Raw genomic sequence first — 18054 nt, 5'->3', positions numbered from 1 at the left:
CTGTACTTTTGCGACTGCGCCTAGTTGCGAGCGAGAAGCCTGTTCTTAACGCCTCTTCATCCGCGTGTGTCGCGGATGCAAGTTAAGGGGGCGAGAGATGGAACAGACGATGCGGCGCCAAGAGCAGCTGCCCGGTGCCTTTAGTGGCGCTACTACCAACAGCCAGCACGGCCGCGTCCGCTGGTATCTGGTCCACACCCCCAATGGTAAAGAGCGCGAGACCTGCGAAAAGGTCCGCCGCATTATCCCGCACGAGCTAATGCAGGACGCTTTTGTGATGCAAAAGGAGTTCTGGTTTAAGCGGGACGGCGCTTGGTCGCTCCAAACCAAACCTATGTACAAGGAATACTTCTTCGTCGCCACGCGCGATGCCGCCTTGCTCGACAAGGCTTTGGCCCAGTTGAGCTTTGGGTGCCGCATTGCCGGCAGCAGGGAGCGGGCTTATGCGGCCATGCCGGACGATGCACAGGACTGGTACCGCAGCGTGCTTGACGACGACGGCGTGGTGCGCAACAGCGTAGCCCGCATAGAAGACGGCGTGCTGCACATAGAGCAGGGGCCTTTGGTGGGGCAAGAGGCCCGTGTAAAGAAGATCGACCGTCATAAGCGCTGGTGCTTGGTAGACGTGGGCGAAGGCGACTCCGCATTTAGGGAGCTGCTTCCGTTGGACGTGCCCAGTAAGACGTAAGGGGACGTCGCACTGGCAATTCATTCGCAATTTGAATTCATCGATGGGGGGATCCCTGGGGGCAGGGACGTGGATTTGAACTTGACTACTAAAGAAGTGACAGGGCAAAATGCGCCGGTGGGGGCCGCGCTTATAGCCCAGGCCATGAATGTCGGCGAGGTGAGCGTTCGCTACAAGGCCATGCAGTCCGTCAAGGACTGGGACCGCACGCGCCTGGGCTACCGTGTCGTAAAGCGCGCGTTCGACATCGTGTTCAGCGGCTGCGTGCTGGCCGTCATCGCCGTACCCAGCCTGGTGCTCGCCGCGGCCATCCGCCTGGAGAGCGAGGGCAACCCGTTTTACAGCCAGATCCGCGTGGGCCAGACCCACCGCGACGGCAGCCTGTCCACCTTCCGCATGTGGAAGTTCCGCTCCATGTACAAGGACGCCGACGAGCGCCTCGCCGAGCTCAAGGAGCGGAACGAGATCGCTGGCGCCATGTTCAAGATGAGGGACGACCCGCGCGTAACGAAGATCGGCAAGTTCATCCGCAAGCACTCCATCGACGAGTTCCCACAGTTTGTCAACGTGTTCTTGGGCCAGATGTCCGTTGTCGGCCCGCGCCCGCCGCTGCCCAACGAGGTTGCGGAGTACACCGAGTACGACCTGCAGCGCCTGGCCGTGAAGCCCGGGATCACCGGCTGGTGGCAGGTTACTGACCGTAACTCGACCGGCTTCGACGGCATGGTCCAGCGCGACCTGGAGTACATCGCCAAGCGTGGCCCCGTCACGGACCTCAAGATCGTCATCCTCACGGTGATCGAGGTCTTCACGGGAAAGGGTGCGTGCTAGATGGAACTTTCAAAAGCCAAAGTGTGTATCCCGAGTTCAAGTGGAGGACATCTGACTCATATGTGGCTCTTGAGGCCATTTTGGTCACAAGCTGCCGATAGGTTCTGGGTGACCTTCGACAAGGAGGACGCGAATTCTCTTCTGGAAGGGGAGCGCGTCTACCATTGCCACTATCCGACGAACCGCAACATCCCGAACCTGCTGAAGAACACGGTTCTCGCCTGGAAGGTGCTCCGCAAGGAGCGTCCTAACCTAATTATCTCGTCTGGAGCTGCCGTGGCAGTTCCTTTCTTCGTACTGGGCAAGCTGCTGGGTGCCAAATGCGTTTACGTAGAGGTGTTCGACCGCGTGGATAAGCCGACCATGACAGGTCGGATGCTCAACGGGATCGCTGACCTGTTCGTTGTCCAGTGGCCGGAGCAACTGGAAGTATACAAGCACGCCGTGAACCTCGGCTCGATTTTCTAAGAAGTGGTCGAATGATTTTCGTTACCGTGGGCACCCACGAGCAGCAGTTCAATCGCTTGGTCAAGGCTGTCGACAAACTCAGGGCGGACGGGATACTTACGGAACCGGTTTTCATTCAGACAGGCTATTCAACATATGAGCCTATCCATTGTGATCACTCGCGTTTTGTGCCGTTCCATCAGATGAAGAATTATATGGAAGTTGCGGATGTGGTGATTACGCATGGTGGCCCTTCGAGCTTCATTGAGGCGATGGCGGCCGGGAAGGTCCCTGTTGTTGTTCCGCGTCGAGGGGACCTTGGCGAACACGTGAATGATCATCAAGCGGATTTCGTTCGCATTGTGGCGGAGCGCCAGGGCGGTATCGTGCCTATTTATGACGTTAAAGAGCTGCCTCAAGCAATAGAACGAGCCCGTGAACTTTCATGCGGAACCTATTTTAAGAGCCATAACTTAGAGTTCTGTAAGGAGCTCTGTGGTTTGATTGAGGAGCTTTAACCCCATGATACCCAAGAAGATTCATTACATTTGGTTTGGCGGTAATCCGCTTCCCCCTCTAGCTGAACGCTGCATTGCTTCATGGGAAAAATATATGCCAGGCTACGAGATCGTTCGTTGGGACGAATCAAACTTTGATACTGATTGCTGTGATTATGTTCGCGAAGCTATAAGCGTAAAGAAATGGGCATTTGCAAGCGACTATGCGCGATTCAAGATTTTGTATGAGCATGGAGGGGTCTACTTAGATACTGATGTCGAGCTTTTGAAGCCTCTCGATGAAATTATTCAAAGGGGCCCTTTTATGGGTTTTGAACAGGATTTCAGCTCTGGTGCTGCCGGCGCTGTCGCTCCGGGGCTTGGCCTTGCGGCCAATCCGGGGCTTGGCCTCTACAAGACTATCCTCGATTCCTATGAGTCTGATCACTTTATAAAGACTGGTGGTGTCTACGACCAGACCACTGTCGTTGTTCGTACAACTGATATTCTTAAAGGTCTTGGACTTGAAGATAAACCTGGCATCCAAGAAGTTGCTGGGATAACTATTTATCCAAGTGAATATTTTTGCCCAAAGGATTTCCTTACGCATGAGATGAACGTAACTGAAAATACGTATGCCATTCATCATTTCGACGGATCATGGGCTGGACCGGCGACGCATTTTAAGCATAAAGTTATGAGAGCGGTTGGCCCTAGAGGGGTTATTCTTTTCAAGGCGTTTAAGAACATAATTAAGGGTGTTCGTTAATGGGCAACGCATTATTAACGATATTTACACCGACCTATAATCGTATTAATGAGCTTGAGCGCCTGTATGCATCACTAATATCTCAGACCGACTTTCGATTCGAATGGCTCATTGTGGATGATGGATCGACTGACGATACCGAGAGCATGGTTGCCTCTTGGTTAGACACGTCGCCCTTTCCTATTCGATATATCAAACAGCCGAACTCTGGAAAACACGTTGCACATAATCTTGGTGCTGCTGAGGCATCTGGAGAGTATTTTATTTGCGTTGACTCGGACGACTGGCTTGAGCCCAACGCCGTGGAGGTTATCTTACGCGACATAACAGCTTTGGATACGGAAGAAGGTCTTCTGTATCCAAAGCTGTTTGCTGCGCAAACGGCTTTGGATACATGGTTTCCCGACGGTATCGACAAGATTGAGCTTGCCGATATGCGCATGAAATACGGTCTCGTCATCGAGACGGCGATTGTCTTTAACACTGATGTTCTAAGGCGGCATCCGTTTCCCGTTGTCCAGGGCGAGCGTTTCATGCCTGAAGGCTCGGCCTATTACGATTTTGTTGCTCCCGAATTGTTCTGCGTGCATGATGAGCCCTTCTACAGGTGTGAATATCTGAAAGAAGGACTTACTAAGAATATTTGGAAGAATTGGTATGCAAATCCGGCGGGCGTTCGTATAGCGCTTTGCAAACGTCTAAAAGCGGCTGACCGCTACCCGGGGATTCGGTCGCTTAAGGAAAAAGTTGCTGCTATTTCTGGTCTGGAGTCGTTGAATTTGGCTACAGGGGCTCGGTCCTTTGAGGGACTTGACGGATTATCGGCACTTGGTCTTGTTTGTTTGCCCATTGCTGTTGGACTGCGAAAAAAGAGGTTTGGAGGGTTAGCCTAAGTGTGTAAAAAGGAGATAGATACTACGCTTGCGTACAAAGGTGCGACTAGTTCGTTTGTAAATGCAATTATCGTCCTCGTGCTATGCGTCTTTGTGGGAAGATTCGCCTCCCTCGCGTTCCCCTCTGTTGACACGTCGTTTCAATTTCTATGTATATTTAGCTCCTTATTATCTGCGGCGTTAGTTTTTCACAAAAGTAAAATTTCTCGACTTGTGTACCTATATCTTCTGGTATTGCTTGTCGTGTTCACGGTTCAATTCGTGTACACGGTAGTCTTTCTTGGTCAAACTCCTTTTCACTTCTTTTCGGCGGTATACACATACTCGTTTTGCCTTCTCGTTTTCCCTTTTTCCTTTCTTTTTAGTGAGCTGGGGGATCGTGCTGTTTTTAGCATCTTGCAGAAGGTCGCAATTGCGATATCGCTAATTATGATTCTCTCTGCTTTAGTGAAGAATTTTGCCGGCCTGAATCTAATTGAAGCAATGAGAGAACGAGGGAGTTCTGCAAGGCTTGGGGAACCTGAATTTGTTGATGTAATGGTTATTTATTCTTGCTGGATGTTAGGAACAGGCAGTCGTAGAACGCTTGACTTATTTTGTCTGATATTTGGGCTACTTACGATTTTTTATGTTTCGCAAACTCGTGTTATGGAGATCGTGATCCTATGTTCCTGCTTTTTGACACTTTTAATGTCTTTTAGGGGGGCAAATAAGAAGGCCCTGCTTGTTTGTTTCGGGTTTTTCGCCGCTCTTACAGTAGTCATATCAGGCTCATTCGATGAATTCGTCTCTTCTTTTTCTCTTAGTGGCGCCGAGGCTGCTAGCACAATTGCACGTCAAGAAGAAACCGCTTACTACCTCAGCGCGTTTTGCAGGAAACCCCTGGTCGGACTAGGCATGATTGCGTATGAGTCACCACTACATAATTTGATTGGTGGTCCTTATGGTAATTTTTATCCGGATGATATTGGCATAATCGGCGCTTTGGGGACTATAGGGCTGCTTATCATCCCGCTTTATATCATTCCCATGGCCTTATTTGTTATCAGCACTTTTAAAGCTTGCCGTGCCGTGAAATCCCTCCAAATGGGACTCATTATCTATTTAATTGGTACTTCGGCAACGCTTTTAATCGTTTATCCATTTTGTAGTCCCGTATGGCCGTTTCTAATCGCGGAATTCGATTACTGCAAGAGAAATAACTTTACTGACATTTTTGGAGTTTGACATTTATGGAATTTGGCTTTGTTGTTCTTCATTACAAAGAAGTTGATGCTACGAGAAGCTGTATTGATTCAATAAAATCGATTTGCAATGGCCAAGGTGCAATAATCCGAATTGTCGTTGTGGATAATGGTTCGCTAGACGGTTCTGGTGAGCTACTTCAGGATTATTATTACGATGACCCCATTGTTGATGTGGTAGTTTCTTCTGAAAATCTTGGTTTTGCACGCGGCAACAACCTTGGTTTGGAAACCTACAAGAAGTTATATGGAGTACCGAATTATCTAATTGCGTGTAATAACGATATTCTGATAACGGATCCATTATTTTTGAAAAAGGTTCAGTTACTTCACGCAGAATACAATTTTGACGTTTTGGGGCCAGATGTCTTCAACCCAAATACGCATGAACACCAGAGCCCTTGTGATGAAGCCGTCGTTACTTTGGAAGCAATCGATCGTTTGATCTTGAATTGTAAAAGCGAATTAGCCTTATATCGAGAACCGAGTCCGCTTGAGAGGGTCAAGCTTGCAGTGAGAGACTCAAGTATTTTCAGGGCATGCGCAGCCATGAGGCATAAGTTTGGACTTTTTGAAAAACAGCGAAAATGGAATGTGACACAAGAGAATGTTGTACTGCACGGCTCTTTTTTAGTATTTGAGCAAAACTATCTCCAAAGGATGCCATGGCTTTTTTCGCCGGTTACGTTTATGTATTTCGAGGAGTTCTTCCTTCATTTATGTTCAATTCAGAACGAACTAAAGCTTCTCTATTCTCCGGAAGTGCAGATTCTTCACCTTCATGGCGTCTCAACTTCTGCTGATCGTCCTAAATGGTCCCAACGACAGCTGTTTTATTACGAGAACCTGCTTAATTCACTGGAGGAGTATAAGAAGACGCTCTCGGGTCTGTAATTAGTTTTTACTGATGACGCAATTCTCTGCCTTTGAGAATGACAAAACTCTTAGCTTGGAATGAAAGGTATTTGAGACATGTTTGGAATAAAGACCAAACTATCTTTGTTGAAAACAAAATGGCTATGGCGTCGCATGAATGAGGATAACAGCACCTATCCCGTTAGTCCTATTGCAGACTTGAGCAACATTCAGGTTGGACGATTTAGCTATGGCCCCATCGATCTCCATAGTTCTAGTAAGGCCCCTCATTTGAAAATCGGTAGTTGTTGCTCCATTGCCTCAAACGTCGCCTTTGTTATACACGACGATCACCCAACTGACAGTTTTAGTAGCTTTCCCTTCAGGGTTATGGCCTTGGGTGATGTGGACCCTGAGGCCATAGATAAAGGCGGAATAGTTCTTGAGGACGATGTGTGGATTGGGTACCGTGCAACCATTCTTGATGGTGTAACAATACACCGGGGGGGGTCGTTGCCGCCGGTGCCGTCGTTTGCAAAGACGTTCCGCCTTATACCATCGTTGGCGGTGTTCCTGCGAAACCAATCAAGAAGAGGTTCGACGACGAGACGATTTCGCGACTCATGGCTTTCGATTATTCCAAAGTCGCCAAAACTTGGATTCAAGAACATCTACGGGATCTCTACTCGCCAATTAATGAGTGCGTTTTAAAGAGATTGCTGAATGATTCGGAGAGCGAGTATGAATTTTAGGTCTCTTGTTGGAAATGCTGCCGCTGCCTTTGCTGCGCAAGGAGTTTCCATGTTGGTTAGCATAATGATGTCTCTTTTGGTGCCAAAAGTCCTCGGTGTCACAACGTATGGATACTGGCAGTTATTTGTCTTTTATGTTAGCTATTCTGGTTTTTTCCATCTCGGCCTTAACGACGGCGTCTATCTCATCGAAGGGGGTAGGACCCGGAGTGAGATTGACAAGAAATTGATAAACTCTCAGTTTATCGTTGCATCGATTATGCAGCTGGGCGCTGGACTATTGATTTCTCTCGCGGGCGTCGTGTTCGCCGATTCATCTCAACGATGCTTTGTTTTGCTCGCTTTCGCGCTATACACTGTCATGCTTAATTTATCCTCGTATTTCGGTTACGTGTTCCAAGCGATGAATGAGACCAAGCTATATTCATGTATGACGGTTCTCGAGCGCCTTACATTTTTGATTCCTCTTTTGGGTATGATTTTCTTAGGCGTTGAGTCTTTCGAGCCGTTCGTCATAGCCTATCTATTATCCAGAGCTTGCTCACTGGTTTATTCTCTCTGGAAGGCTCGTGACTTTCTTACCGCGGGCACTCTTTCGGTTTCGGAGTCAATTAATGCTGCTGTGGGTAGTATTAAGGTTGGTTTCAGCCTGATGGCCGCCAATATTGCCAGCATGTTTATCCTTGGTGTCGCCAGGGGCATGGTGGATGCAGCTTGGGGAATTGAAGTATTTGGCCGTGTTTCCTTTTCCCTTTCGATGGCCAATTTCTTTATCGCCTTTGTAAGCCAAGCCTCAATGGTCTTATTCCCAGCCCTTAGGCAGGGGTCGGAAACAGAGCGAAAATCGTTTTATCGTGGAATCCGCGACATGATGGAGATCGCCTTTCCATTTATTTACGTACTCTATTTCCCGATGTCGTGGGCTCTGTCGCTCTGGCTTCCTCAATATGCCGAAAGCATGGGGTATTTCGCGCTCCTGCTTCCTGTTTGCGTTTTTAATTCGAAAATGGATGTTTGCTGCACCACTTACTTCAAGGTTCTGCGCGAGGAGCGAACTCTCCTCAAAGTCAATATTGTGACTGTCGCCGTGAGCGCCGTTCTTTCGGCAGCGGGTGTCTACTTGCTGGGATCTTTGGAGGCGGTCCTTGTCGGCGCGGTCACCGCCATCATCGGCCGTTCCGTTTGGTCTGAGCTACGACTTAACGAACTAATGGGGACTAGAGGCTCGGCGTTGCCCGCTGAAGAGATATTGCTTACGATTTGTTTTGTTGTATTGGTGTTTAATATGCAGGCTTGTGCTGCGCTTGCGGTTTATATTGCTGTATACGCTATCTATCTCTTCATTAATCGGCAAACTTCTTGCGCCTTGTATCGCTCGATGGCTCGAGCGCTGAGGCACTAAAGACCAACATACGGATTAACAGAGGCCGTGATTGTTATTTGCTGCTGTGGTGAGGTTTTGGGCTCTTAATTCTTTCAAGTCCTTTAGTTCGGAGCCTTTTTCTCAACATATATCCCTCTGATCTGAAGCACGAACATACTATGTTGCCGATTTTGAGATGCGGATGCCGATTTCCTGCATATTGGCAATTGGATTCTGACGATACCTATTCATATCGGTGTCATGTTTTATTCGGCTCTAGTCACCAGATTTCTAAGGGCTCGAGAATTGCTAAAGTTTCCGTTTTGGAGAAAAAGGTCGGGGCGTTGAAATGCCGCTGTATTCCGATTCCCAGTAGGTGGAGGGGGGCCAGGAGTAGCGCTTCCTGCATACATGAGCCTAATGTTCCAGAACGATTAGTTAGTTCAACGAATTTCATAATTACTAATAAGGAGTTCATATATGAAAGGCATCATCCTCGCCGGCGGGTCCGGAACCCGCCTGTACCCGCTCACGCTCGTGACCTCCAAGCAGCTGCTGCCGGTCTACGACAAGCCCATGATCTACTACCCGCTGTCCACCCTCATGCTGGCGGGCATCCGCGACATCCTGGTCATCTCCACGCCGACGGACCTCCCCAACTTCGAGCGACTGCTCGGGGACGGCTCGCGCTACGGCGTGAACCTGTCCTACGCCGAGCAGCCGAGCCCCGACGGCCTGGCGCAGGCGTTCACCATCGGCGAGGACTTCATCGCCGGCGAGCCGTGCGCGCTGGTGCTCGGCGACAACATCTTCTACGGCAACGGACTGTCGCGCCACCTGAAGAAGGCCGTCGAGAACGCGCAGTCGGGCCGCGCCACCGTCTTCGGCTACCACGTGGACGACCCCGAGCGCTTCGGCGTCGTGGAGTTCGATGCGCAGGGGAGGGCCGTGTCCATCGAGGAGAAGCCCGAGCGCCCCAAGAGCTCCTACGCCGTCACCGGCCTGTACTTCTACCCGGGCGACGTGGCCGCCAAGGCACATAAGGTGGAGCCGTCCGCGCGCGGCGAGCTGGAGATAACCGACCTCAACCGGATGTACCTGGGGGAGGGGACGCTGTCCGTCGTCACCCTCGGCCGCGGCTACGCGTGGCTGGACACCGGCACCATGGAGAGCCTGCACGAGGCCGCGGAGTTCGTCCGCGCCGTGGAGCACTCCCAGGACCTGCCCGTGTCCGTGCCCGAGGAGATCGCCTGGGAGAACGGATGGATCACCACCGAGGGGCTCAAGGAGGCCGCCGAGGCCTACGGCAAGTCGGTCTACGGGCAGCACCTGAAGAAGGTCGCCGCCGGCGAGATCGTCAACAGCCCGCGCGAGTACTAGGAACAAGGAGATTCGAACATGGCAGAGGAGACCTTCTCCCCCAAGAACATCATCGTCACGGGCGGCTGCGGCTTCATCGGCAGCAACTTCGTGCACTACGTGGTCAACAACCACCCCGGGGTGCACGTGACCGTCCTGGACAAGCTGACCTACGCCGGCAACCCCGAGAACATCGCCGGGCTGCCGGCGGACCGCGTGGAGCTCGTCGTGGGCGACATTTGCGACGCAGAGCTGCTCGATAGGATCGTCCCGGGCCACGACGCGATCGTGCACTACGCCGCCGAGAGCCACAACGACAACTCCATCGCCGACCCGGAGCCGTTCCTTCGCACGAACGTCGAGGGCACCTTCCGCCTTCTGGAGGCCGTGAGGAAATACGGCATCCGCTACCACCACGTCTCCACCGACGAGGTCTACGGCGACCTGGCGCTCGACGACCCGGCGAAGTTCACCGAGGAGACGCCCTACCGCCCGTCCTCGCCGTACAGCTCGACCAAGGCGTCCTCCGACATGCTCGTGCGCGCCTGGACCCGCACCTACGGGCTTCGCACCACGATCTCCAACTGCTCCAACAACTACGGCCCCTACCAGCACGTGGAGAAGTTCATCCCCAGGCAGATCACGAACATCATCGACGGCGCGCGCCCCAAGCTCTACGGAAAGGGCGAGAACGTCCGCGACTGGATCCACACCGAGGACCACTCCTCGGCCGTTTGGGATATCCTCACGAAGGGCCGCATGGGGGAGACCTACCTCATCGGAGCCAATGGGGAGAAGAACAACATCACGGTCCTGCGCATGATCCTGGAGGCCATGGGGCGCGACCCCGAGGACTTCGACTGGGTCGCCGACCGCCCCGGCCACGACCGCCGCTACGCCATCGACTCCACCAAGCTCCAGCGCGAGCTCGGCTGGAGGCCGGCGCACACCGACTTCGCCGACGGGCTCAAGCAGACAATCGACTGGTACGTCGAGAACGAGTCCTGGTGGCGCCCGGCCAAGGAGGCCACCGAGGCCCGCTACCGCGCACAGGGGCAGTAACGAGGGGATAGAGTTATGGCAGACATCGCATTCGAGAAGGACCTCTCCGTCACCGAGACCGGCATCGAGGGCCTCAAGGTCGTCGACCTGGCCGTCCACGGCGACTCGCGCGGCTGGTTCAAGGAGAACTGGCAGCGCGCCAAGATGACCGCCCTGGGCATCCCGGACCTCCGCGTCGTCCAGAACAACATCTCCTACAACGACAGCCGCGGCGTCACCCGCGGCATCCACGCCGAGCCCTGGGACAAGTTCATCTCCGTCGCCCGCGGCAGCGTCTTCGGCGCCTGGGTCGACCTTCGCGAGGGCAGCGCCACCTACGGGAAGGTCTACACGACCGTGCTCGACCCGAGCAAGGCCATCTACGTCCCGCGCGGCGTGGGCAACAGCTTCCAGGCCCTGGAGGACGGTACCGCCTACACCTACCTGGTGGACGCCCACTGGTCCCTTGAATTGAAGAAGACCTACACCTTCGTTAACCTCGCCGACCCGGGGCTCGCCATCGAGTGGCCGATCCCGCTGGACCAGGCCACCGTCTCCGAGGCCGACCTCGGCCACCCGATGCTCAAGGACGTCGTCCCCATGGCGCCGAAGCGTACCCTCGTCACCGGCTGCAACGGCCAGCTGGGGCATGCGGTCCGCGCGCTGGCCGAGGAGCGCGGCGTCGCCAAGGACTTCGACTTCTGCGACATCGACACCTTCGACATGTCCGACCCGGAGTCCTACGCGCAGTACGACTGGTCGCTCTACGGCACCGTCATCAACTGCGGCGCCTACACCGCGGTGGATAAAGCGGAGACCCCCGAGGGCCGCGTGGCTGCCTGGAAGGCCAACGCCACCGGGCCGGCCCTTCTCGCCCGCACCTGCGCCGAGCACGGGATCACCCTGGTCCACGTTTCCTCCGACTACGTCTTCGACGGCACGGCCGAGGCCCACACCGAGTGGGAGCCCCTCAGCCCGTTGTCCGTCTACGGCCAGACCAAGGCCGCCGGCGACATCGCCGTGGCCGGGTGCCCGCGCCACTACATCATGCGCTCCAGCTGGGTCATCGGCGAGGGCCACAACTTCGTCAAGACCATGAAGGCGCTCTCCGACCGCGTCGCCGACCCCGAGGACGAGCTCACGCAGGTCACCGTGGTCGACGACCAGCTGGGCCGCCTGACCTTCACGCGCGACATGGCCGAGGCCATCTTCCACGTGCTGGGCTCGCACGCCCCCTACGGGACCTATAACTGCACCGGCTCCGGCGCCGTCGAGTCCTGGGCGGACATCGCCCGCGCCGTCTTCGAGGCAGCCAACGGCAACGGCGAGAAGGTCGTGCCGGTATCGACCGCCGACTACTACGCGAGCGCCGCCGGCCCCGTCGCCCCGCGCCCGGTCCACTCCGCGCTCGACCTGTCCAGGCTCGAGTCCGTCGGCTTCCATATGCCCGACTGGGAGGAAGAGCTGGGGGAGTATCTCAAGACGCTCTAGCAGCTTAGTGGCTCGTCGGGAAACCCGGCGAGCCACTATTTATTTAGTCTTGAGCAATTTGCATCACGACTTAGGGCCTTCTTGCCGATATGTTCATCCAAATCCAGCAGTTTCCGCTGCAGTCAGCATACTCGATTCGATTTTTGGCCAATCCAAGGTCTATAAGTTGTTTTGCCAATGGTATGTCCCTGCGCTCAACAAAGGCCTGGCCATTTGGAAACGCAATTGCACGCAGCGAGTTCAAATAGTGCTGAGTCGTCTCGTCCATATCTTTACCTCCTTTCGGGGCTTGATTTACAACCCATATATTCGGCTATCTGTCAAATACCATCGTGCGGGATTGAGCCACCTTGTGTCTCTCAAATTAATGAGTATTGCGAGAGTGCTGTCGAAAACGACCGCAGCGGCTCACTCTTCATTTAGGTTAAAGGCTTACAACTCGACCACAAACCTCCAACGCAGCAGATCGATGAGTGACGATGATGACGGTACGGCCGAGATTTCGCATGCGGTCCAGCATTTCTCGCTCGGTCTTGGGGTCGAGGGCCGATGTGCATTCATCGAGCAAAAGCACGGGGGGGCCGGAGTAGACCGCACGCGCAACGGTAAGGCGTTGCTCCAGGTCTCCGTACCAGTTGTCGCTGGTGTCGTCCCAGGTTAGGTCTATCTGGCACCATTTGCCGTCGATCTTTACGGCGTTCCAGGTGTGGCCGTTGCCGGTGATGCGCCCGTTGGCGATGCCCGCGGTGTCAAGGAGCTTGGAGTAGATGCGCTGGTAGCTCTCGCAGGTGCCCTGGTGGTGCGTGAGGCCGCTTTCGGCCGAGCACCAGTTGCGGCTGTGGTCGTACTCCAGCTGGTCGAGCGTCCAGTCGTGGAGCCACAGCGCCATGTCGTATTCCGAGCCGTTTGTCTCTTGCCTGCACAGGTCCACGGCGTCGTTGACGATCTGCGTGACGCTTGGGCGGGCGGCGTCGTTTACGGTTACCTCCGCCGTGGTGCGCAGGTAGTAGATCCCCTTGTCGTTTTGGGGGTCGTTTCTGTCGTTGTCCATAAAGTAGAAGTAGATGCGGTACGTGCCCGACGCCGTGAAGTCAAAGGTAAAGTAGTGGCCTGTGGTGCCCAGGCTGTAGTAGCTGGACCATGCCTGGCGCGACGGGTCGCAGACGCTCTCATGGCTACCGCCGTCCCAGTAGGTGGGCACGTCCATGCGCGCCTTGGCCTGGGACGAGCCGTTGGCTTGGGTTACGTGGAAGGTCGTCGCAGTGCCCGCGGGGGCGTCGTTCCACGAGACGTTGAAGGTGACGCCGTTTTGGGTTGCGGTGACGGAGTGGGCGTAGCCGGTTTGTGACGCGGTGGAGATTGCCGCGGGCGTGGGGTTGGTCTGGGTTCGGAGGGATGGGGCGGTGGTGCCGGTTGCGGCGGTGGTGCCGTCAGCGCTTTCCGTGTTGGCTGCGCTGGTGCCGGTGGATGTTGCGGTGCTGTCCTCAACGGTATCTGCTGTCGCATTCGTGTTGGTGCCGTCTTCGGCCTCGCCTGTGTCGCCGTTCGTAGCGTCGGCTTGCGCCTGCTGCTCGGCTGTTGCCTGAGGCTGTACGACTTCTGCGATGGCTGCCATAGGCATCGTCGAGCTGACCATGGACGCGCACGCGATCGCGCAGAACAGGTAGTAAAGGGGTCGTTTCATAGCGGAGCCTCTCGGTGAGCAGCCAATAGGGTTCTAAGGCAGCTCCAGGCCAGCATTCCGCACATATTTTGTTTCGGTTTATTTTACGGGAACCCCAGTCAACATCAGCGAACTTTCTGGGGGTTGTTGGGGAGGGGGAGGGAGCAGACTGGGGATTGGTGTTCATAAGAGACGGGGCCTTGCGTGCAAATAACCTTCTTAGGATTGCTATTGCGATTTAGAAGCAACTCGAAGCGGTTGCGCCTCACACTCGGTACAACACGAGGCGTGCTAGATTATTGGTAGCCATAAACCCTAACGGTCGGGAGGCTGCATGAGGATCTCTAAACTGAAGATTGAGAACTATCGGAATCTCGATGGTGTTGCGATTAGTTTTGACGAGGACGTGACCTATATTGTCGGCGAGAACAATCTCGGCAAAACGAATGTGCTCGACTTGCTCAATACAATCTTCAACCAAGCGATGATCAGCGAAGAAGATTTCGCAGACACCGAAAGGCGATCAGGTGCTGTAGTAACTTTAAAGATGGACGAGGGCGAGATCGGAATATCGGGGATCGACATCGATCCTGCGACCGGAAACACCATTACCGTCTGCGCCTTTGCTGACGATCCGGATTCTCGAATAGAGTTTGTGGCCGAGGAAAGCGGGGAAAAGATCCCCCCTTCTTTTATGAGATCCGTTCATATGTTCAGGTACTCTACTGCATCTTTCAATAGGGGAGACTTGGCGTTTGACGGTACGCGCGGCGTCGGTAAAGTTCTCTCCAAAGGTATCTCTCTTTACCTGGATAAGGAGGGCAAAGAGGTCTTTGACTTTCTAGACGGGAATGAGCTCGAAGGTCTGCTTGAAGATCTCGGTGCGATTGTCGGTGACGTACCCATCTTGTCATCATATGGTGTGAGGACGGGCGTCGACTCATCGGATAGCGGAACGCTTGGAAGTTTGGTTACCTTGCTTGATAAGAGAGGCGTTCATTTTAAAAAGGCGGGGGTAGGCTTGCAGTACCTCGCCATTGCCTCGCTTTCGATAATCGAGAGCATTATGCGACTTTCGCCTAAACGCCTTCAAGAGAGCCTCTGCTCGGATGGCGATGACAAGCGCGTGCTGCATGCCGTGCTGGCTTATGACGAACCCGAAGCTCATCTTCATCCGTATATGCAAAGACGGCTCTCGAAGAGCTTACATAGGATTTGCGAAGGGGAGGACACCAAGTTTAACGCCCTTCTAAAGGAGTATTTCGGGATTGATTCAATCAAAGCTCAGCTGATCATGGTGACGCATTCGCCAAACATTCTTGCTCGCGGCTATAAGAACATTGTGCGATTTGGACAGGGCGAAGATTCTCCAAGGGTCATGTGCGGCAAGGATATTAACCTTTCTGACAAGGTTGAAAAGCATCTTATGCTGAACTTTGAGTCAATACGAGAGGCTTTTTTCGCGCGGTCGGTATTGGCTTTTGAAGGGCAGACGGAGTCTGGGGCCATTCCGGTCTTTGCACGCAACCTTGGGATGGATCTGGATGATTATGGAGTTGTGCCTATCAGGGCTGGCGGGAAAAAGAACGTCGAGCCGCTCTGTGAACTTCTGAACAAGTTTGAGATTCCAAATTATTCCATTGTCGATAGGGATAACGATTCGCTAGAAACTTCTGGAGACCACATAACGACAACTGAACGGGATTTTGAAGCTGAGGTCATCGAAACTATTTTCGTTAATAGGAACCAAAGCTCGTTTATTACACTTCTTGAGGCGACGGATCGTCAGAGGGCAACTTCCATCAAGGGCAATAGCAAAGCATTGAAAAATGCCTGCGCTGTCTACGGTGTTAGCTTGACGGGCCCTGAGTATGATTTCCAGGGATCGGAGTTTGACGGACTATTCGCCGACACACCCGAATCGCGTGCGCTTATGTATGCATGGCTTTCATCGAACAAGGGCGTTGGGTCTGGCGTTGCCCTCGCGGAGGTTTTTGGTGCCGATGGCGTTCCCGCATGTTATAAAACTATTATTTGTAAGGCCGTGGGGCTTTAATGGTGATGAGTCAGGCTGACTTACGGGATAGTGTTAGAGCTGCGATTGAGGTGCGCTGTGGCGGAGATACATCACAGTGCTCTGCGATTTTTGCGCCATCGAAGAGGGTATTCGTAGAGGCCCCGGCAGGATACGGGAAAACCACAGTGATGACTGGGCGAGCTTGCTGGTTGCTGGCATCTGGGGAAGTCCAGCCGCCAAAAAGGATTTTGTCCCTAACCTTCAGCGTCGCTGCCGCGCGGAGAATGCGTACGGATTTAAGCGCCACTATGTCGGCGCTTCCTGGTCCCGTGGCCAAGCGTTTTGAGGACAGCGTCATGGCGACTAACTTCCACGGCTTTGCTTGGGCTCTGCTGCGCAGATACTGGAGATCGCTCTCGCTCCCAGTAAACGTTGACGAGCTTTCTATGGTTGATGACAACGGCGCCGTTAACGAGCTGGTTTTGCGAGGTGTCAGGCTGACCTGGAATGAAAAGAATGCCGTTGACGACTTCCTCCGCTTTATGAGAAACGGTCAGGACATGGACTTGAGGCGCGTGATGTTTTCCTTTAATAGGATCATCAGGGATCGGTTCGTGCCGAACGGTCTCTTGCCATATTCTGGAATGATTTCCCTTGCAATTGAATTGCTCTCTCATTTTCCCAAGTTAAGGTCCTATCTGTCGTCAGCGTACCCTGTCGTGCTCGTCGACGAGGCGCAGGACACGAATGCGTTGTGTTATATCTTTCTAAATGGCTTGGTTTCTGATAAATCAGGAATCTGCATGTTCGGTGACCCTATTCAGCGTGTCTATGGTTTTATTGGCGCAATGGAAGGCTTAAAGGCAAAGGCCACTACCGACCTGTGTCTATCGCCGCTGGAGCTCGAACATAATCATAGGTTTTCTGGGGGATCTATCGTTGGAGAGCTCGGTGCTGCGATTCGCTCCCACATGAAGGGTGCCATTGTCGGCGGTACGCCCCGACTTCCCATATTTGTTGGCGCTGCACAGCAGGACGAAGCGACAGCCATTGTTTCCAAGGTTACGGCGCTCATCCAAGTCGGTGGCGGGAAGATCGCGATTCTTGTTCGTAAGCGTGGTGCCCTTGCCGATCTCATTATGAACGAATTGGTTAAGGAGGAGATGCCATACTTCAACGGGCTTTTCTCTGATACAGCCCCAGAGTTCATTGAATTCAATGTGTTTGCTTTATCCAGGATTACCGATGCAGCGTCTGGAGAAAAGGGCGTCAGCCTGTCTGCTGCGGACAAAATAATTGACTCCGTCTCTAATGAACTGCTGACTGGCTCCAGGAGATTCGAGTATGGGCGGTCCTATGCCATGCTTCTTGGGGCGCTGCGGAAACACCTTAAAACTGACTGCGTCGCGATGGATCCATCTGAGCGCTTCGACTATATCGTTAGCATCTTTTCCGAGGGCTCCCTGCGGCGTTTCTCCGATTACCTTGATGCAGACATCTCGATCATGACCATTCACTCCGCTAAGGGGCTCGAGTGGGACACTGTTTTCATTCCGGGCGTTACGCGTTTCGATTGGCCTGGAGGGATTTGCTCTCGTTGTGAAAATGCTGGTATATGCTTACGTTCTGCGCGAGGTTGCCAGATTGCTGATGCGAAGAAAATGCCAGATGGGCTTATTGAGGAAATAGGCCTGCTGTACGTCGGCGTCACTCGCGCCCGCAAAGCGGTATATGTCTCCGCTTCTATGCAGCGCAGGACAAATTACGGGAACTATCAGGTTGCCTGCCCCTCTTGCCTAACGTCTCTTCCGGGCATTGAGCCCGTGAGTTGGAAGGTCATGGACGGGGAGGGGTGATTAAGTGTTCGGCGTAAGAGGCGGAGGCCGACGTTTAATCATGATGAGTTTTGTGGCGTAACTCGTGCCCTGTTTGATTATGACGGGCAGTGGGGCAATAGGGGGTCGCCCAACATGTTGGTCAAGCAAAATCTTTTGTTAATTTCGAACAGGTATTCGATATGTATGGGTTTTCGCCGTGTGCAAATACGTGGGACCTAGTTTGAATTTATGCTGGTCAGCGAAGCTGCCTCTAGGGTGGATTAGACGGCTCACTTATTGCTGTTGATTTATACTGCAAAAACTTTA

General features: G+C 53.5%; 17 protein-coding genes. 15 read left to right on the top strand and 2 right to left on the bottom strand.

Annotated elements, in window-relative coordinates:
• Nucleotides 1-97 precede the first annotated feature (97 nt).
• The 13 genes from ACTQVX_RS05090 (at nt 98) to ACTQVX_RS05030 (ending at nt 12230) form a co-directional block, all read left to right on the top strand.
• A complete protein-coding gene (locus tag ACTQVX_RS05090; RefSeq protein ID WP_441560462.1) occupies nt 98-688 on the top strand; it encodes a hypothetical protein in 591 nt (196 codons plus the stop codon).
• Nucleotides 689-769: 81 nt separating this feature from the next.
• Entirely contained in the window at nt 770-1519 is a 750-nt protein-coding gene (locus tag ACTQVX_RS05085; protein WP_441560460.1) for a sugar transferase, read from the top strand.
• Nucleotides 1520-1987: a PssD/Cps14F family polysaccharide biosynthesis glycosyltransferase gene (gene pssD, locus ACTQVX_RS05080; protein ID WP_441560458.1), complete on the top strand. Its 468-nt coding sequence runs from the start codon at nt 1520-1522 to the stop codon at nt 1985-1987.
• An 11-nt stretch (nt 1988-1998) separates the two neighbouring features.
• Nucleotides 1999-2484: a glycosyltransferase gene (locus tag ACTQVX_RS05075; protein WP_441560456.1), complete on the top strand. Its 486-nt coding sequence runs from the start codon at nt 1999-2001 to the stop codon at nt 2482-2484.
• A 4-nt stretch (nt 2485-2488) separates the two neighbouring features.
• A complete protein-coding gene (locus tag ACTQVX_RS05070; protein WP_441560454.1) occupies nt 2489-3232 on the top strand; it encodes a glycosyltransferase family 32 protein in 744 nt (247 codons plus the stop codon).
• Complete coding sequence (locus ACTQVX_RS05065) at nt 3232-4125, top strand: glycosyltransferase (RefSeq protein ID WP_441560452.1); 894 nt, start codon at nt 3232-3234, stop codon at nt 4123-4125. Before ACTQVX_RS05070 ends, ACTQVX_RS05065 begins: the two co-directional genes overlap by 1 nt.
• 261 nt (nt 4126-4386) lie before the next feature.
• Nucleotides 4387-5352: a hypothetical protein gene (locus ACTQVX_RS05060; protein WP_441560450.1), complete on the top strand. Its 966-nt coding sequence runs from the start codon at nt 4387-4389 to the stop codon at nt 5350-5352.
• A 5-nt stretch (nt 5353-5357) separates the two neighbouring features.
• On the top strand, nt 5358-6263 hold the full coding sequence (locus ACTQVX_RS05055; protein WP_441560448.1) for a glycosyltransferase family 2 protein: 906 nt from the start codon (nt 5358-5360) through the stop codon (nt 6261-6263).
• A 135-nt stretch (nt 6264-6398) separates the two neighbouring features.
• Nucleotides 6399-6935, top strand: coding sequence for a hypothetical protein (locus tag ACTQVX_RS05050; RefSeq protein WP_441560446.1), 537 nt, complete (start codon nt 6399-6401; stop codon nt 6933-6935).
• 90 nt (nt 6936-7025) lie between these two features.
• Entirely contained in the window at nt 7026-8378 is a 1353-nt protein-coding gene (locus ACTQVX_RS05045; protein ID WP_441560444.1) for a hypothetical protein, read from the top strand.
• Nucleotides 8379-8819: 441 nt separating this feature from the next.
• Nucleotides 8820-9719, top strand: coding sequence for a glucose-1-phosphate thymidylyltransferase RfbA (gene rfbA, locus ACTQVX_RS05040; RefSeq protein ID WP_441560443.1), 900 nt, complete (start codon nt 8820-8822; stop codon nt 9717-9719).
• 18 nt (nt 9720-9737) lie between these two features.
• Nucleotides 9738-10760 carry a dTDP-glucose 4,6-dehydratase gene (rfbB, locus tag ACTQVX_RS05035; RefSeq protein WP_441560441.1) on the top strand — a complete coding sequence of 341 codons (1023 nt, stop codon included), beginning with the start codon at nt 9738-9740 and terminating at the stop codon, nt 10758-10760.
• A gap of 15 nt (nt 10761-10775) precedes the next feature.
• Complete coding sequence (locus ACTQVX_RS05030; protein WP_441560439.1) at nt 10776-12230, top strand: sugar nucleotide-binding protein; 1455 nt, start codon at nt 10776-10778, stop codon at nt 12228-12230.
• Nucleotides 12231-12300: 70 nt separating this feature from the next.
• Here ACTQVX_RS05030 and ACTQVX_RS05025 read toward each other — a convergent pair whose 3' ends face one another.
• Together ACTQVX_RS05025 and ACTQVX_RS05020 are read right to left on the bottom strand one after the other, a co-directional pair.
• Nucleotides 12301-12498, bottom strand: coding sequence for a hypothetical protein (locus tag ACTQVX_RS05025; RefSeq protein WP_368144376.1), 198 nt, complete (start codon nt 12496-12498; stop codon nt 12301-12303).
• A 156-nt stretch (nt 12499-12654) separates the two neighbouring features.
• Nucleotides 12655-13914, bottom strand: coding sequence for a transglutaminase domain-containing protein (locus ACTQVX_RS05020; protein WP_441560436.1), 1260 nt, complete (start codon nt 13912-13914; stop codon nt 12655-12657).
• Nucleotides 13915-14227: 313 nt separating this feature from the next.
• On the opposite strand from ACTQVX_RS05020, the gene ACTQVX_RS05015 reads away from it, so the two are divergent.
• Both ACTQVX_RS05015 and ACTQVX_RS05010 read left to right on the top strand, forming a co-directional pair.
• A complete protein-coding gene (locus ACTQVX_RS05015) occupies nt 14228-15949 on the top strand; it encodes an ATP-dependent nuclease (protein ID WP_441560434.1) in 1722 nt (573 codons plus the stop codon).
• Nucleotides 15949-17766 carry a UvrD-helicase domain-containing protein gene (locus ACTQVX_RS05010; protein ID WP_441560432.1) on the top strand — a complete coding sequence of 606 codons (1818 nt, stop codon included), beginning with the start codon at nt 15949-15951 and terminating at the stop codon, nt 17764-17766. Before ACTQVX_RS05015 ends, ACTQVX_RS05010 begins: the two co-directional genes overlap by 1 nt.
• The last annotated feature ends 288 nt before the right edge of the window (nt 17767-18054 follow it).

This window comes from Collinsella sp. LCP19S3_A6, from assembly GCF_052122015.1.
GTDB lineage: Bacteria > Actinomycetota > Coriobacteriia > Coriobacteriales > Coriobacteriaceae > Collinsella.
This window is presented reverse-complemented; position numbering and strand designations above follow the sequence as displayed.